General features: G+C 74.0%; 13 protein-coding genes. 4 read left to right on the top strand and 9 right to left on the bottom strand.

Annotated elements, in window-relative coordinates; translation table 11 throughout:
• Positions 1 to 412 precede the first annotated feature (412 nt).
• Complete coding sequence (locus ACFVXG_RS29555) at positions 413 to 1366, top strand: aldo/keto reductase (protein WP_387931620.1); 954 nt, start codon at positions 413 to 415, stop codon at positions 1364 to 1366.
• A 16-nt stretch (positions 1367 to 1382) separates the two neighbouring features.
• Here the strand turns inward: ACFVXG_RS29555 and ACFVXG_RS29560 are convergent, their stop codons facing one another.
• From ACFVXG_RS29560 to ACFVXG_RS29575, 4 genes are all read right to left on the bottom strand, one after another.
• A complete protein-coding gene (locus tag ACFVXG_RS29560; RefSeq protein WP_387931622.1) occupies positions 1383 to 1985 on the bottom strand; it encodes a GNAT family N-acetyltransferase in 603 nt (200 codons plus the stop codon).
• 99 nt (positions 1986 to 2084) lie between these two features.
• Positions 2085 to 2759: a nitroreductase family protein gene (locus ACFVXG_RS29565; protein WP_387931623.1), complete on the bottom strand. Its 675-nt coding sequence runs from the start codon at positions 2757 to 2759 to the stop codon at positions 2085 to 2087.
• A gap of 152 nt (positions 2760 to 2911) precedes the next feature.
• Positions 2912 to 4549 (bottom strand): ABC-F family ATP-binding cassette domain-containing protein, encoded by a 1638-nt coding sequence (locus ACFVXG_RS29570; RefSeq protein WP_387931625.1) that lies wholly within the window; start codon positions 4547 to 4549, stop codon positions 2912 to 2914.
• A gap of 167 nt (positions 4550 to 4716) precedes the next feature.
• Positions 4717 to 5928: a trypsin-like serine peptidase gene (locus tag ACFVXG_RS29575; RefSeq protein ID WP_387931627.1), complete on the bottom strand. Its 1212-nt coding sequence runs from the start codon at positions 5926 to 5928 to the stop codon at positions 4717 to 4719.
• Positions 5929 to 6511: 583 nt separating this feature from the next.
• Here ACFVXG_RS29575 and ACFVXG_RS29580 point away from each other — a divergent pair.
• Complete coding sequence (locus ACFVXG_RS29580) at positions 6512 to 8119, top strand: ABC-F family ATP-binding cassette domain-containing protein (protein ID WP_387931628.1); 1608 nt, start codon at positions 6512 to 6514, stop codon at positions 8117 to 8119.
• 3 nt (positions 8120 to 8122) lie between these two features.
• Here ACFVXG_RS29580 and ACFVXG_RS29585 read toward each other — a convergent pair whose 3' ends face one another.
• Complete coding sequence (locus tag ACFVXG_RS29585) at positions 8123 to 9601, bottom strand: S41 family peptidase (protein ID WP_387931630.1); 1479 nt, start codon at positions 9599 to 9601, stop codon at positions 8123 to 8125.
• Between the two features lie 268 nt (positions 9602 to 9869).
• Here ACFVXG_RS29585 and ACFVXG_RS29590 point away from each other — a divergent pair, with 268 nt between their 5' ends.
• Positions 9870 to 10082: a hypothetical protein gene (locus ACFVXG_RS29590; protein WP_350508202.1), complete on the top strand. Its 213-nt coding sequence runs from the start codon at positions 9870 to 9872 to the stop codon at positions 10080 to 10082.
• A 28-nt stretch (positions 10083 to 10110) separates the two neighbouring features.
• On the top strand, positions 10111 to 10527 hold the full coding sequence (locus ACFVXG_RS29595; RefSeq protein ID WP_350508201.1) for a toxin Doc: 417 nt from the start codon (positions 10111 to 10113) through the stop codon (positions 10525 to 10527).
• A 16-nt stretch (positions 10528 to 10543) separates the two neighbouring features.
• Here the strand turns inward: ACFVXG_RS29595 and ACFVXG_RS29600 are convergent, their stop codons facing one another.
• The 4 genes from ACFVXG_RS29600 to ACFVXG_RS29615 all read right to left on the bottom strand — a co-directional run bounded on the left by ACFVXG_RS29600 (position 10544) and on the right by ACFVXG_RS29615 (position 14389).
• Positions 10544 to 11239 (bottom strand): Pr6Pr family membrane protein, encoded by a 696-nt coding sequence (locus ACFVXG_RS29600; RefSeq protein ID WP_387931633.1) that lies wholly within the window; start codon positions 11237 to 11239, stop codon positions 10544 to 10546.
• Between the two features lie 179 nt (positions 11240 to 11418).
• Positions 11419 to 12144: a response regulator gene (locus tag ACFVXG_RS29605; protein ID WP_387931635.1), complete on the bottom strand. Its 726-nt coding sequence runs from the start codon at positions 12142 to 12144 to the stop codon at positions 11419 to 11421.
• On the bottom strand, positions 12141 to 13409 hold the full coding sequence (locus ACFVXG_RS29610) for a sensor histidine kinase (RefSeq protein WP_387931637.1): 1269 nt from the start codon (positions 13407 to 13409) through the stop codon (positions 12141 to 12143). Before ACFVXG_RS29610 ends, ACFVXG_RS29605 begins: the two co-directional genes overlap by 4 nt.
• Positions 13406 to 14389: a hypothetical protein gene (locus ACFVXG_RS29615; RefSeq protein WP_387931639.1), complete on the bottom strand. Its 984-nt coding sequence runs from the start codon at positions 14387 to 14389 to the stop codon at positions 13406 to 13408. The genes ACFVXG_RS29610 and ACFVXG_RS29615 overlap by 4 nt, the downstream gene beginning before the upstream one ends.
• Positions 14390 to 14481: the final 92 nt, after the last annotated feature.

Below are 14481 nucleotides of genomic sequence, written 5' to 3' on the forward strand. Positions count from 1 at the left end.
TCGCCTCCGTGGTGGCGGGCCGGGTTGATCGGCCGCGGACAGAGCGTCGACCGTCGCGGCGAGCCGTGCCAAGACCGGACCGGCGGCGCCCGGTGGTGCGGTGCGCCCGCCGCCGGGCCCCCGCGCGCCGGTTTGGCGGCGGGGACGTCCACCGGGCCCGGGCGGACCGCTCCGGGGACGAACCACGGGGCCGACGGCCGGGTGCGGGAGCGCGGTGGTGAATCCGGAGCCGCGCGCCCCGTTCGCGCCGCACCGCGGTCCGATGACCGTACCGGGTCGGAGACTTGACCTCGAGTGCACTCCAAGGGGGAAGCTGGACGCGTTGATCCACTGCGGCACCACGGCACCACGGCAGGCCGGAACGCGGCCGGCCGGAACGTGGCAGGCCGCCACCAGAGATCGGAGCACCGTCATGCGCAGCGCCTCGTTCGGCACCGACGGCCCCGAGGTCGGCGTCATCGGCCTCGGCTGCATGGGGATGACCCACGCCTACGACGTTCGGAGCCGGGACGACGAGAAGTCCGTCCGGGTGATCCACCAGGCGCTGGACCTCGGCGTCACCCTGATCGACACCGCCGACGTCTACGGCCCGTTCAGCAACGAGGAGGTGGTCGGCGCCGCGCTGGCCGGCCCGCACCGCGGGCGCGCCTTCCTCGCCACCAAGGTCGGCATCGTCCCGGGCGGCGGGGGCCAGCACGACCGCGACGGCAGCCCCGAGCACGTGCGCCGCTCGATCGACGACAGCCTGCGCCGGCTCGGCACCGACCACGTCGACCTCTACCAGCTGCACCGGGTCGACCCGGCCGTCCCGATCGAGGAGACCTGGGGCGCGCTCGCCGAGGTCGTCCGGGCCGGCAAGGCCCGTCGGATCGGGCTCTCCGAGGTCGGCGTCGAGGAGATCCGGCGGGCCCAGGCGGTGCACCCGGTGGCCTCCGTGCAGTCCGAGCTCTCGCTGTGGACCCGGGACGTGCTGGCCGAGGTGCTGCCGTACACCGAGGAGCAGGGCATCGCCTTCCTCCCCTTCTCGCCGCTCGGCCGGGGCTTCCTGACCGGCAGCATCTCCTCCTTCGACGAGCTGCCCGAGGACGACTTCCGCCGCAACCTGCCGCGCTTCCAGCAGGACGCGCTGAAGGCGAACCTGGCGCTGGTCGCCAAGGTCCGGGAGATCGCCGAGCGGCTCGGCACCACCCCCGCGCGGGTCGCGCTGGCCTGGACGCTGGCGCAGGGCCGGTACGTCTTCCCGATCCCGGGCACCAAGACGCCGCGCTACCTGGAGGACAACGTGGGCGCGGCCGCGCTCGAGCTCTCGGCGGCCGACCTGGCCGAGCTGGACGCCCTGCCGGCCGCGGCGGGCGGGCGGTACTGAGCGGTCCCGGAGGCTCCTAGCGCTCCATGACCCAGACCAGCTGCCGCCCGGTCTCGCCCGGGGCCCGGACGGCGGCCTCGGCGACCCGGTCCAGCCGGTAGCCGAGCTTGCGCGGGACGGCCGCGCTGGCGCCGTTCGCCTGGTCGCAGCGGATCTCCACCCGGGCGATCCCGGGCAGCGCCAGCGCGGCCTCGGTCAGCGCCCCGGCCGCGGCGGTGGCGATGCCGCGGCCGACGTGCCGGGCCGCGACCCAGTAGCCGATCTCCAGCGCGCCCGGGCCGATCCGCCCGTGCAGCCCGAGGGCGGCGACCACCCGGCCGGGGGCCTCGGCCAGCTCGGCGAGGTACATGAAGTCCGTCCCGGCCTCCCAGGCGGCGGTGCCGGCCCGGGTCAGCTCGGCGGTCCGGGCCCTGGTGGGGGCCTCGCCGGCCCAGTCCAGCCAGGGCCGCAGGTGCTCCAGGTTGGCGCGGACGGCCCGGTTCAGCGCCGGTGCGTGGGCGCTGCGGCGGCGGTGCAGCGAGAGGCCGCCGGGCAGCCGCAGCAGCTCGGGCGGCCGCCCGGTGGTCACCTCGGGTGCGGCCCGGACGGGCTCGCAGGACTGCGGCAGTGCGGGGCTCATGGCGGCGATTATGTCCTTGGCCAGGACCTGCCACATCCGGACGGGGGCGCATCCGGGCCCGCCGGTCGGCGGGGGGAGCGAGCGGCGCGCCCCGGCGCGTCAGAGCCGGACCATCACCTCGTCGAGCTCCTTGCGCCGCAGGTCCGGCACGCGCGCGCCCTCGGCCGGGTAGCCGACCGGGATCACGTAGGCGGCGCGCTCCTCCGCCGGGCGCCCGCACACCTCGTTGAGGAACCGCATCGGGCTCGGCGTGTGGGTCAGCGTGGCCAGCCCGGCCTGGTGCAGCGAGGCCAGCAGCAGCCCGACCGCGATCCCCACCGACTCCTTGGTGTAGTACGGGCGCGGCGAGTCGGGGCCCTTGTGCACCTCGAAGACCACGATCACGGCCGGCGCGTCCTCCAGGAACGGCTTGTGCCAGTCGGTGCCGATCGGCGCCAGTGCGGCCAGCCACTCCTCGGACGCCCGGTGGCCGTAGAACTCCCGCTCCTCCGCCTCGGCGGCCTCGCGCAGCAGCCGCTTGCGCTCCGGGTCGGTGACCACCACGAAGCGCCAGGGCTGGACGTGGGCCCCGCTGGGCGCGGTGCTCGCGGTGCGGACGGCCCATTCGACCACCCCGTCGGGGATCGGCCGGGTGGAGTAGTCGCGGACGGTCCGGCGCTGCGCCATCACGTCGTGGAAGGCCTTGCTGCGGGCCTCGGCCTGGTGGGCCGGCACCGTCATCGGGGTGAGCGGGACGGTCGGGTACGGCGTCCCTGCCACTGCGCTGTCAACCATGGGCGACAGCACAGCACATGACGGCCGCTCCGGGAAGAGGTAGAGACCAATTCCCGGAGCGGCCGGTGGTGCGCGGTGCCGGTCGTGCTCGGTGCGGATTGCGCGCGGGGCCGATCGCGCGCGGGGCCGGTGGGTGTTCCGGCGGCCGGGGCCTACAGCTCGTGCACCCGGCCGTCCCGGACCTCGATCCGCCGGTTCACCGAGACCGTGTCCAGCATCCGCCGGTCGTGGGTGACCAGCAGCAGGGTGCCGGTGTACGAGCCGAGCGCGGCCTCCAGCTGCTCGATCGCCGGCAGGTCCAGGTGGTTGGTGGGCTCGTCCAGCACCAGCAGGTTGACCCCGCGCGCCTGCAGCAGCGCCAGCGCGGCCCGGGTCCGCTCGCCGGGGGAGAGGGTGCCCGCCGGGCGCAGCACGTGCACCGCCTTGAGGCCGAACTTGGCCAGCAGGGTGCGCACCTCCTCCTCGGTGAGCTCCGGCACGGCGGCCGCGAAGGCGTCCGCCAGCGGCTCTCCGCCGAGGAAGAGCCCGCGCGCCTGGTCCACCTCGCCGACCACCACGCCGGAGCCCAGCACGGCGTTGCCGGAGTCGAGTGCGAGCCGGCCGAGCAGGGCCGCCAGCAGGGTGGACTTGCCCGCGCCGTTGGCTCCCGTGATCGCGACCCGGTCCGCCCAGTCGATCTGCAGGTCCACCGGGCCGAAGGCGAACTCGCCGCGCTTGGCGACGGCCGCGCGCAGGGTGGCCACCACCGAGCCGGAGCGCGGCGCGGCGGCGATCTCCATCCGCAGCTCCCACTCCTTGCGCGGCTCCTCGACCACGTCCAGCCGCTCGATCATCCGCTGGGTCTGCCGGGCCTTGGAGGCCTGCTTCTCGGTGGACTCGGTGCGCTTCGCCTTGGCGTTCTTGTCGTTGTCGCCGCTCTTGCGGCGGGCGTTGCGGACGCCGTGCTCCATCCAGTTGCGCTGCATCTGGGCCCGGGCTTCCAGCGAGGACTTGGTGTCGGCGTACTCCTCGTAGTCCTCGCGGGCGTGCCGACGGGCCACCGCCCGTTCCTCCAGGTACGCCTCGTAGCCGCCGCCGTACAGGTTGACCTGCTGCTGGTGCAGGTCCAGCTCCAGCACCTTGGTGACGGTGCGGGCCAGGAACTCGCGGTCGTGGCTGATCAGCACGGTGCCGGTGCGCAGGCCCTTGACGAAGGCCTCCAGCCGCTCCAGGCCGTCCAGGTCGAGGTCGTTGGTGGGCTCGTCCAGCAGGAACACGTCGTAGCGGGAGAGCAGCAGCGAGGCCAGGCCCGCACGGGCGGCCTGGCCGCCGGAGAGCGCCGTCATCGGCAGGTCGAGGGAGACCTTCAGGCCGAGCGAGTCGGCCACCTCCTCGGCCCGCTCCTCCAGGTCGGCGCCGCCGAGGTCCAGCCAGCGGTCCAGGCTCGTCGCGTAGGCGTCGTCGGCGCCCGGGCGGCCCTCGACCAGGCCCTCGGTGGCCTCGTCCAGCTCGGCCTGGGCGGCCGCCACGCCGGTGCGCCGGGCCAGGAAGTCGCGCACCGACTCGCCCTCGCGCCGCTCCGGCTCCTGCGGCAGGTGGCCGACGTTGGCGCTCGCCGGGCTGAGCCGCAGCGACCCGCCCTCGGGGGTGTCCAGGCCGGCCAGCAGCCGCAGCAGGGTCGACTTGCCGGCGCCGTTCACGCCGACCAGGCCGATCACGTCACCGGGGGCGATGACCAGGTCCAGGCCGGTGAAGAGGGTGCGTTCGCCGTGGCCGGCGGCGAGGTCCTTGACTACGAGTGTGGCGCTCATGATGGAGCCGATTGTAGGAGGAGGGGGCCCCGAGCCGGAAAAACCCGCGGGCCGCGGACCGGGAAGGCCCGACCGTCCCGAGCCGGAGACGCCGGGAGCCGCAGGCCGGAAACGCCCGGGGGCCGCGGCTGTCGCAGCCGCGGCCCCCGGGATCACTCCTCAGCGCCTCACTTGGCCTTCTTGGAGAAGTAGTCGAACATGTGCGCCGCGACGTCCTCCAGGTAGGGGCCCGCCTCGTAGGTGTTGGCGCCGTTGCCGACGGAGGTGTCGCTGACCAGGGCCGGCTTGCCGTCCTTGGTGGTGTACCAGCCGCCGCCGCTGCTGCCGCCGGTCATGTTGCAGCCGATCATCAGCATCGCCGGGCGGCTCGGGTCACCGGGCTTCGCGGCCGGCTTGCCGCCGTCGCAGTGCTCCAGCTCGACACCGTCGAAGGGCTTGGCCTCCGGGAAGCCGTAGTTGGCGACGGAGGCGATCTGGTCGCGCGGGGCGTTGAACCACAGCGGCACGGAGCCGCCGACGGTCTCCTCCAGCGACTTGCCGTTCGGGTCGGGGTTGGCGACCTTGATGATGCCGAAGTCGTACTGGCTCCACGGGCCGCCCTTCTCCGGGTCGGCCTCCTGGGTCCACTGCGGGGAGACCATGCCGGCGGTCGCGCCCCACTCGCCGTACGGCTCGGCGTCGTCGAGCTTGGACTTCACCTTGTTGCCGTTGCTCAGCACGCCGTTGCTGTTGAAGGCCGGGGCGAAGGTGATGTCGGTGTAGTACTTGTTGCCCTTGCCGCCGTGCAGGCAGTGGCTCGCGGTCCACACCAGGTTGCTCTTGCCCGGGTTGGCCGGGTCGGAGACGACGGTGCCGGAGCACACGTAGTCGTCGTTGCCGTCCTTGAAGAAGATCTTGCCGTTGACGTGCATGTTCTTCGGGAACGGGTGCGCCACGGGCTTCGCGGCGACCACCGAGGGCAGCTGGTCCGGGCCGGTCGGCGGCTGGGCGGCGGTGGGCTGGGCCGGGGCCGGGGCGGCGCTCGTCGGCTGGGCGGTCGGCTGCGCGGTGGGCTGGGACGGCGCCTGCGGCAGCGGCTTCGGCTTGGCGTTGAGCAGCTTCTGCAGGGTCCAGTAGCCCTTGGTCGCCGGGGTGATCACGTTGGCCTGGGCCCACTTGTCCCAGTCCTCGAGCTTCCAGGTCTTCAGCTCTTCGATCGTCGGCAGCTTGATCGGGGCCGCGCCCGGCTTCCCGGAGGCGCTGGCCGCGACCGACGGCGCGGCGGTCTGGGCACCGGCCGGGTCGCTGTTGTCCGGACCGCAGCCGGTGGCGACCACCATGGTCAGCGCGGCGACGGAGGCGCCGAGGACGGCACGGCTCGGCCGGGATATCGGTGACATGAGTTCAAATCCCCCTGTTTGACTTCCGCCATACGGCCCGGTCCTCGGGTACGGCCACCAGGGGCCGCAGGTATGGCAGGTGAGGAGTCTGCCATGCGGATAAGGAACTCCTTACACGCGCCCCCGGCCGGTACGAGGCTGTCACCGGATCGGCACCGGATCGGCACGGGGCCTTTGCCGTAACCGAATTCGCCCCGGCTCGGCCCCGGCTCGGCCCCGGTTCGGCCGCGGCTCGTCCCCGGCTCGGCCGCGGCCGGAGCAGGCGGAGCGAGTGGCCGCGTTAATCGGTTGCGCGCGTCCGGCGGGGCTCCTAGCGTGGTTCGCGTCATCCGCCAGACAAGGAGAAGGCCGTTGCTCTACTGAGGTCCCGGGACACCGCCCCCGCCACGCAGGCCCCGCTGCCGCAGCCCTGGCTGCTGCCGCAGTTGCCGTCCCTGCCGTGTGGCGTGCGAGTGTGCGACCTCAGTCACGGCCCCCTGGCGCGTCCTCGCGCCGTCCTGTCCTCCGGCCGTCCCGGTTCCGCACCCGCGGTGTCTCCCCGTGTTGCTCATCACCCCTTCAGCAACCACCCGGGAGGCCTTGCATGGCACAACCCACCACCGCCGTCCTCTGCACCGAGCTCGCGTTCGAGTGGCCCGACGGCAAAACCGTCCTGGACGGCTTCCACCTCGCGGTCGGCCCCGGCCGCACCGGACTGATCGGCCTCAACGGGGCCGGCAAGTCCACCCTGCTGCGGCTGATCGCCGGCGAACTCACCCCCACCGGCGGCACCGTCCGGGTCGCGGGCGAACTCGGCTACCTGCCGCAGGGCCTCACCCTCGACACCGACCTGCGGGTCGACGAGGCGCTCGGCATCCGGGCCGCCCGCGAGGCCCTGCACGCCATCGAGTCGGGCGACACCGACCAGCGGCACTTCGACGCCCTCGGCGACGACTGGGACGTCGAGGAGCGCGCCCGCGCCACCCTCGACCGGCTCGGCCTGCAGCGCCTCGGCCTCGACCGCACCACCGGCGAACTCTCCGGCGGCGAGGCCGTGTTGCTGCGGCTGGCCGCCCTGCTGCTGCGCCGCCCCGACGTGCTGCTGCTCGACGAGCCCACCAACAACCTCGACCGGGCCGCCCGCGAGCGGCTCTACGAGACGGTGGCGGGCTGGCAGGGCGTCATGGTGATCGTCAGCCACGACCGCGAACTGCTCCGGCACGTCGACCAGATCGCCGACCTCCGGGACGGCGGGGTCACCTGGTACGGCGGCAACTTCGACGCCTACGAGCGCACCCTCGCGGCCCAGCAGGAGACGGCCGAGCGGCTGTTGCGCAACGCCGAGGCCGACGTCCAGCGCCAGAAGCGGGACTTGGTCGACGCCCGCACCAGGCTGGACCGCAGCGCCAGCTACGGCAAGAAGCGCTCGGTCACCCGCAACGACCCGCACATCTTCGCCGGGATGCTCAAACGCAAGGGCCAGGAGACGGCGGGCCGGCTCACCGGCATGCACGCCGAGCGCCTGGAGGAGGCCAAGGCGCGGCTGACCGCCGCCGAGGAGGCGGTGCGCGACGACGCCGAGATCCGGATCGACCTGCCGCGCACCGCGGTGCCGGCCGGGCGCACCGTGCTCACCCTGCAGAAGGTCCGGCTGCCCTTCGGCGCCACCGTCGACCTCGACCTGCGCGGCCCCGAGCGGATCGCCCTGGTCGGGCGCAACGGCTCCGGCAAGACCACGCTGCTGCGCACCATCGCGGGCGAACTCTCCCCGCTGGAGGGGCAGATCACCACGCCGGAGGGGCTGCGCCACCTTCCCCAGCGGCTCGACTTGCTGGACGACGGACTCACCATCGTGGAGAACGTCAAGCGGTTCGCCCCCGCCGCCGGGGACAACGCGATCCGCGCCCGGCTCGCCCGCTTCCTGTTCCGGGGCGCCCGGGCCGAGCAGCCGGTCGGCACGCTGTCCGGCGGCGAGCGGTTCCGGGCGACGCTGGCCGCCCTGCTGCTGGCCGACCCACCGCCGCAGCTGCTGCTGCTCGACGAGCCGACCAACAACCTGGACCTCGCCAGCGTCCGCCAGCTCACCCAGGCGCTGGCCGCCTACCAGGGCGCGCTGATCGTGGTCAGCCACGACCTGCCGTTCCTGCGCGGCCTGGGGCTGACCAGGTGGCTGGAGCTGGACGGCGAACTGAGGGCGGTGGATCCGATGTAGGGCTTACCGCCGCCGGTCACTCCCGGCGTCCTCGGCGAGCACCCGGCGGGCCGTGCTCAGGGCGGAGTCCTTGAGCGCGGCCAGCTCCTCGGGGCTGTAGACCGGGGTCCGGAGGTCCGGCGCGATGCCCGGGCCGTCGAAGGTGCCGCCGCTGCGGGTGAGGTACTCCTCGTTCGGCAGGACCACCGCGAAGTCCGGCGAGAGCGGCTTGATCAGGACGTCCGAGAAGACGCCCTGGGTGTTCTCGCCGATCCGGGTCACGTGCGGGGAGCGGCCCATCAGCGCCTGGGTGAAGGTCTCCGCCGCGCTCGCCGAGATCGAGGAGGTGAGCAGGGCCACCGGCCCGGTGAAGTGCTCGCCGTCCGAGGGCTCCACGGGGACGGGCACGGGTCGGGTGAACTTCGTCGGGTCGGCCGGGTCGTTCCGCGCCACCTTCCGGTAGGCGAGGTACGGGCGGTCGGTGAGCCGGGCGGCGATGTGCAGCCCGAGCGCGTCCGAGCCGCCGCCGTTCAGCCGGACGTCGAGCACCAGGCCGGTGAGCCCGTCCGGGGCGGCGAGCAGGGCGTCCAACGCCTTGTCCAGCTCGGCGACCTGGCTGCGGTAGTCGCCGTCGGTGTAGCCGTCGAAGCTGCCCACCCGCAGGTAGCCGACGTCGTCGGGAAGCCGGCCCACGCCGAGCTTCCCGCCCGCGAAGAGCTGCTCGGGGCCGGTGAGCTGGGCGGCGACGGCCTCTCCGGCCCGGGTGGTCAGCTCCTTGGTGCGGACCGTCGAGCCGGGCCGCCGCCCGCCGAACACCCCGGTCGGCTGCCCGTCGACGATCCGGGCCAGCCCGGTGTGGGCGTCACCGAGCGGCCGGAGCATGTCGACGAAGACCTCCTGCAACTGCTCGGTGGTCGTCGCCGGGGTGATCCGTCGCCGCTGCTCGTCCCGGACGGTGCGCCAGTCGATCCCCTTGGCCGCGAAGAAGGGGTAGTTCTCCGCGAAGTCCTCCCAGAACCGGTCGAAGACCGCGAGCGGGTCGTTCGGTGCCGGGGTGGTGCACAGCGCCGGCAGCGCGGGGATCCGGTTCAGGTCCTTGGTGCCGACCCCGCCCTCTTCGCGGTCGACCAGCCGGTCGCGGCCCCTCGGGGTGAGGGTCACCGCGTTGGTGCCCATGACGTAGCGGACGGTGCCGTCCGGCCCGGGCGGGCCGGCCTGCGTCGCGGTGATCCAGCCGGGTACGCAGCTGTGCGCGGTCACGTCGTAGGTGGTCAGCCGGCCCCCGTCGATGGCGACCACCGTGCCGTAGCCGTCCATCCGCCAGACGCCCGTCAGCGGACTGCCCGTCAGGGCACTGGCCGTCAGCGCACTCCCCGGCCGCCCCTCGGCGGCCGCCGTGCCCGCCGCCGTCCCGATGACCGTTCCGAGGGCCGTCGCGATCGCCACCGTCGTCGCCAGCCCCCTCGGGGTGGCCGCAGTCCTGTCGATCCTCCGGTGCCTCATGTCAGGCCTCCGCCGACCGTGTTCCATCCTCGGCCTCCGTCGAGAATCCGGCCTCCCCCGCGGAACCCCTCCGCCGCCGTGCCCCCGACGCTACGGCGGCCCGGGTCGCCCGGGCGTCATCCGACGCGCCGCCCCCGTACCCTCCTCCGGGCCCACTCGCACGCCCGGCCGAACCGCCTCGGGAGGGATGGACGGCAAACCCTTTGACGGCGGGTGGAAATCCGTCACGCCCCTGCCAACTACCGTGCACTGCAGTACCATCGGCGACATGCCTGCGCTCAACATCGAGTACACGGAACACGAACTCGCCGCGATCCGCGAGGCCGCCGCCGCGGACGGCAAGAGCGTGAAGGCGTACGTCCACGACCTCAGCGTGCGGGAGCAGCAGCGGCGGGTGTTCGTGGACCACGCGGTGGCGTTCTGGAAGGACCACCGGGCCGAGTTCGACACCGCGTTCCCGGAGGACGCCCCCGCGGCGTGAGGCACGTGAGGCGCGTGAACCCCGTGCGGTGTCCGGGCCGCAGGGGCACGGCCCGGCGGGCGGCGAGGACGTGACGCTGCTGCACGTCGACCTGCGCTGGCTGCTCGACGTGCAGGAACGGGCCTCCCCGGAGGACCTCAGCGTGCGGGACTACTCGGCGCTGCAGGCCGCCGTGGCCCGGCACCGGGTGAACACCGCCCAGCTCGGCCACGACGCGGACCCGGCCTGGTGCGCGGCCACCCTCATGCACACCATCGTGCTGCTGCGTCCGCTCCCGGTGCGCAACAACCTGTACGCCTGCATGACGACGGCCGCGTACATGCACGCGGCCGGGGAGGGCATCGACCCGCCGTACGGTGCGCTGGTCGAGCTGGCCCGGGACGTCGCCGAGGGCCGGGCGGACGTGTACGCGGCGGCCGACCGGATCCGCTCCTGGCGGATCTGAGGCCGACCGCCTGCGCCTACGCCTCCTCCTGCGCCTTCTCCTGCGCCTTCTCCTGCGTCTCCGCCCCGTCCCGGGCCGGCCTCGACCTGTTCGCGACCAGCGTGCCCAGCCGGTCCAGCCCGACGACGGCGGCGCCGAGCACGACGAACTCGACCGTCAGCTGGGCGATCTGGCCCCAGACGTAGCCGTAGCCCTTGGTGGTCGGGTCGAAGAAGAAGTACGGGTAGGGCCTCGGGAAGTCGGCGAACAGCGCGTTGCGGCCGAGCACGATCGCCGCGTAGCCGAGCGGGAAGGCCAGCCACAGCGGGAGGTCCTTCCAGGCCGACGCGTTGCGCGGCTTGAGCACCAGCCAGTCGGCCAGCACCATCACCGGCGTGACGTAGTGCAGGAAGAAGGAGGACCAGTGCGCCAGCCGGTCCGGCCCGCTGACCAGTCCGGGCAGCGGGCTGGCGCCGTGCTGGAGCAGGATGTGCGAGACCAGTCCGGTGATCAGGATGTACAGCGTGGCGGCCCCGCGCAGCCGGGGCGCGGGCGCGTCCACGGTGTCGCGCTGGAGCATCCAGTACACCGCGCCGATGAAGTAGCCGAGCACGATGACGTTGCTCTGCACGGTGAAGTACACGAGCGACGCGTCCCCGAGGGTCAGTCCGAGACCCGCGGAGAGCACGATGCCCGCGCGCCACCACAGTGCGGGACGGGTCCGGACGGTCATACGGCCACCAGTTCGTTCCAGGCGATACGGGAGGTATCGGGCAGATGAGCGGAATGTCGCACTCTACTCCGTGGTACCCACCGATGGAACTCGTGTACGAACTTCCGCCTCGGAACCGCTGCGGAACCGCCTCGGAACCGCCCCGGAACCGCTGCGGACCCGTCGCGAACCCCCTCCGGTCACCCCGGCAGGACGAACCCCGACTCGTACGCCGCGATCACCGCCTGGGTGCGGTCCCGGGCGCCCAGCTTGGCCAGCACGCTGCCGACGTGGGTCTTCACCGTCTCCTGGCTCACCACCAACTGCCGCGCGATCTCCCCGTTGTTGAGCCCGGTGGCCATCAACCGCAGCACCTGGCCCTCCCGTTCGGTGAGCCGCCCGATCGGTCCCCGGCCCGCGGCGGCCTCCCGCCGGCCGTCCGCGCCGTGCCGCAGCGCGAGTTCGCGCACCGCCGCCGGGAACAGCAGCGAGTCCCCGCGCGCGACCAGCCGTACCGCCTGCACCATCTCCTCCGCCCGCGCCCGCTTCAGCAGGAATCCGGCCGCGCCCGCGCGCAGTGCGTCGTACACGTGGTCGTCGTGCTCGAAGGTGGTGACCACCAGGATCCGCGGCGGCTCGGCCATCCCGCCGACCAGCTGCTCGGTGGCCCGGATCCCGTCGATGCCGGGCATCCGGACGTCCATCAGCACCACGTCCGGGCGCAGTTCGCGCACCAGCGGGACGACCTCGGCGCCGTCGGCGGCCTCGCCGATCACGGAGAGGTCCGGTTCGGCGTCGATCACCACCCGCAGGCCCATCCGGACCAGCCGCTCGTCGTCCGCGATCACCACGCGGATGGGCTCGTTCCCCGAGCCGTTGCCGCCGTTGCCGCCGTTGCCGCCGTTGCCGTCATTGCCGTCGTTCATCCCCCGGTCCCTCCCAGCGGCAGCCACACGGCCAGCCGCCACGTCGTTCCGTCCTCGTCCGGCCCCACGGTGCTCCCGCCACGCAGGGCCGTCGCCCGTTCCCCGATCCCGCGCAGCCCGCGCCCGCCGCCGGGGCGGCTCGGGCGGGCCGGGCCCAGCGGGTTGGTCAGTTCGATCTCCAGCCGGCCCGCGTCCAGCCCGACCCGCAGCCCGGCCGGGGCCGGCCCGGCGTGCCGCAGCACATTGGTCAGGCCCTCCTGCACGATCCGGTACGCCTCACGGGAGACCTCGGCGGGCAGCGCGCCCAGGCCGGGCGCCAGCTCGGCGTCCACCGTCACGCCGGTGCGGGCGAGTTGGCGCAGCAGGTCGTCCAGCCCGGCCAGCGTGGGCCCGGCCGGACCGGCGGCGCCGTCCTCCTCCTCGCGCAACAGCCCCAGCACGGTGTCCAGTTCGGCGACGGCCCCGCGCGCGGTCTCCTCGATCGCGCGCAGCGCCTCCTCGGCGAAGTCCGGGTCGGTGCGCAGCACCCGGGCGGCCGCCGAGGCCTGGATGCCGACCGCGCTGAGCGCGTGCCCGACCGAGTCGTGCAGCTCGCGGGCCAGCCGGTTGCGCTGGGCGAGCACGGTGGCCCGCCGTTCGGCGGCGGCCAGCCGCTCCTCCGGGGTCGGGCCCAGCAGCTTCGGTGCCCAGCGGGCCAGCAGCGCGCCGCAGCCGGCGTTGCTGCCGACGATCAGCAGCAGGACGGCCAGGCCCAGCGCGGGGCCGGTGAACACCCAGTCGGGGAAACGATCCGTCCAGTAGCCGGTGAGGTCCTCGGACCCGATGAGGCCGAACATCAGCACCACCGAGAACGGCGCCCCGGCCAGCGTCATCCCGGCGACCACCCCGCCGGCGAACAGGTGCAGCACGAAGAAGAGCGAGGTGCGCCACCGGGCCGCCCAGGACCGGGACGGCCCGGTCGCCAGCTCCTCCGGCCGGGCCACCGCGCACAGCGCCCGGGCGGCCGCGCCCTCCAGCCCCCGTACGGTCGGCACCAGGGCGGTGACCGCGGCCATCGGCAGCGAGGTGAACAACCCCAGGAGTTGCAGCAGGACTTGGCGCGCATGCCCCTGGTTCGGATTGAGCGCCCCGAGCGCGACCACCGACAGCAAGTAGTAGGGCATGAGCAGCGCGCCGCCCAGCACCAGATGCACCCAGCGCAGTCGGGCCCGCCGCCCGAACAACGCCTCTCCCGCCCGCCGGATCCGCCCGCCCCCCGTGCTCACCCGGGTGACTTTACGTCAGCGCCGCCGGGCCCGGCCCCCCGTTCGGTCAGGGCCACCGCGCCCGCGGTCAGCATCAGGGCCCCGGCGGTGAACTGCCCGGCCTCCACCAGGGCCAGGAACCCCGGCACGGCCCGCGGCAGGTCCGGCACCGTCGTCGAGGTCCCGAACGCCACCAGCAGGAAGCCGCCCCAGCCGAACAGCGAGCCCGCGCCGGTCCAGGCCACCAGCAGCGGCACCCGCAGCCGCCGCCGCGGCCCGATCCGGAAGACCAGCACCAGCAGGGCCAGTGCCGCGGCGACCGCCGTCACCGCGGTCGCCGCGTCCATCGTGGCCAGCGACCGGTCGTACTCCTCGGCCATCCGCAACGGCAGCCCCGTCCGCCCGCCCGCCGCCCAGTACGCCCGGGCCGCCGCGACCCCCAGCGCGACCAGCGCGGCCACCACGGCGAAGGCCCGCTGCACATTGCGGGTGGGGGAGTCGGGCAGGTCGCCGATCCGGCCGCGCAGCAGGCCCGCCCAGCGTCGGCGGGCGTACAGCGCGAACGCGGTGAACAGGGCGGTGCCCTGCACCCCGAAGCCGCCGTAGACCACGGCGTACACCCACCCCGCCAGGCCGTCGTCGGCCTGCTGCGCCGCTGTCCGGTGCTCCGCGCCGAGCACCAGCGAGCCGAGTAGGTCCAGCGGGACCACCACCAGGATCGTCCCGAGCAGCCCGCTCGCCACCCACATCGGGAACGCCACCAGCCCGGCCGGCGCCCGCCGCCCCCACGGCCGGACGAAGGCGAGCGCGAGCAGCAGCGCGATCACGTCCATGCCGAAGGTGAGGAGGTTGAGCGTCCACAGGCCGTCCAGCGCCTTCGCGTCGCGCGCGCCCACGGGGGAGCCGGCCAGCCACAGCAGTTTCAGCGTCAGATAGGGCACCGTGGCGGCCATCGCGATTCCGGCCGCCACCCCCCGCACCACGTCCTCTTTGTGCCTCATGCCCCCTACGCTGCCGCCGCGGCCCGGCCCCCGGCCTCCGCCCGGGGTGCGATCCCGCTCCCCCCGGCGGGGGATCTTCGGGTCCCGCCCGG

Origin of the sequence: Kitasatospora sp. NPDC058162 (assembly GCF_042884005.1) — a bacterium.
GTDB lineage: Bacteria > Actinomycetota > Actinomycetes > Streptomycetales > Streptomycetaceae > Kitasatospora.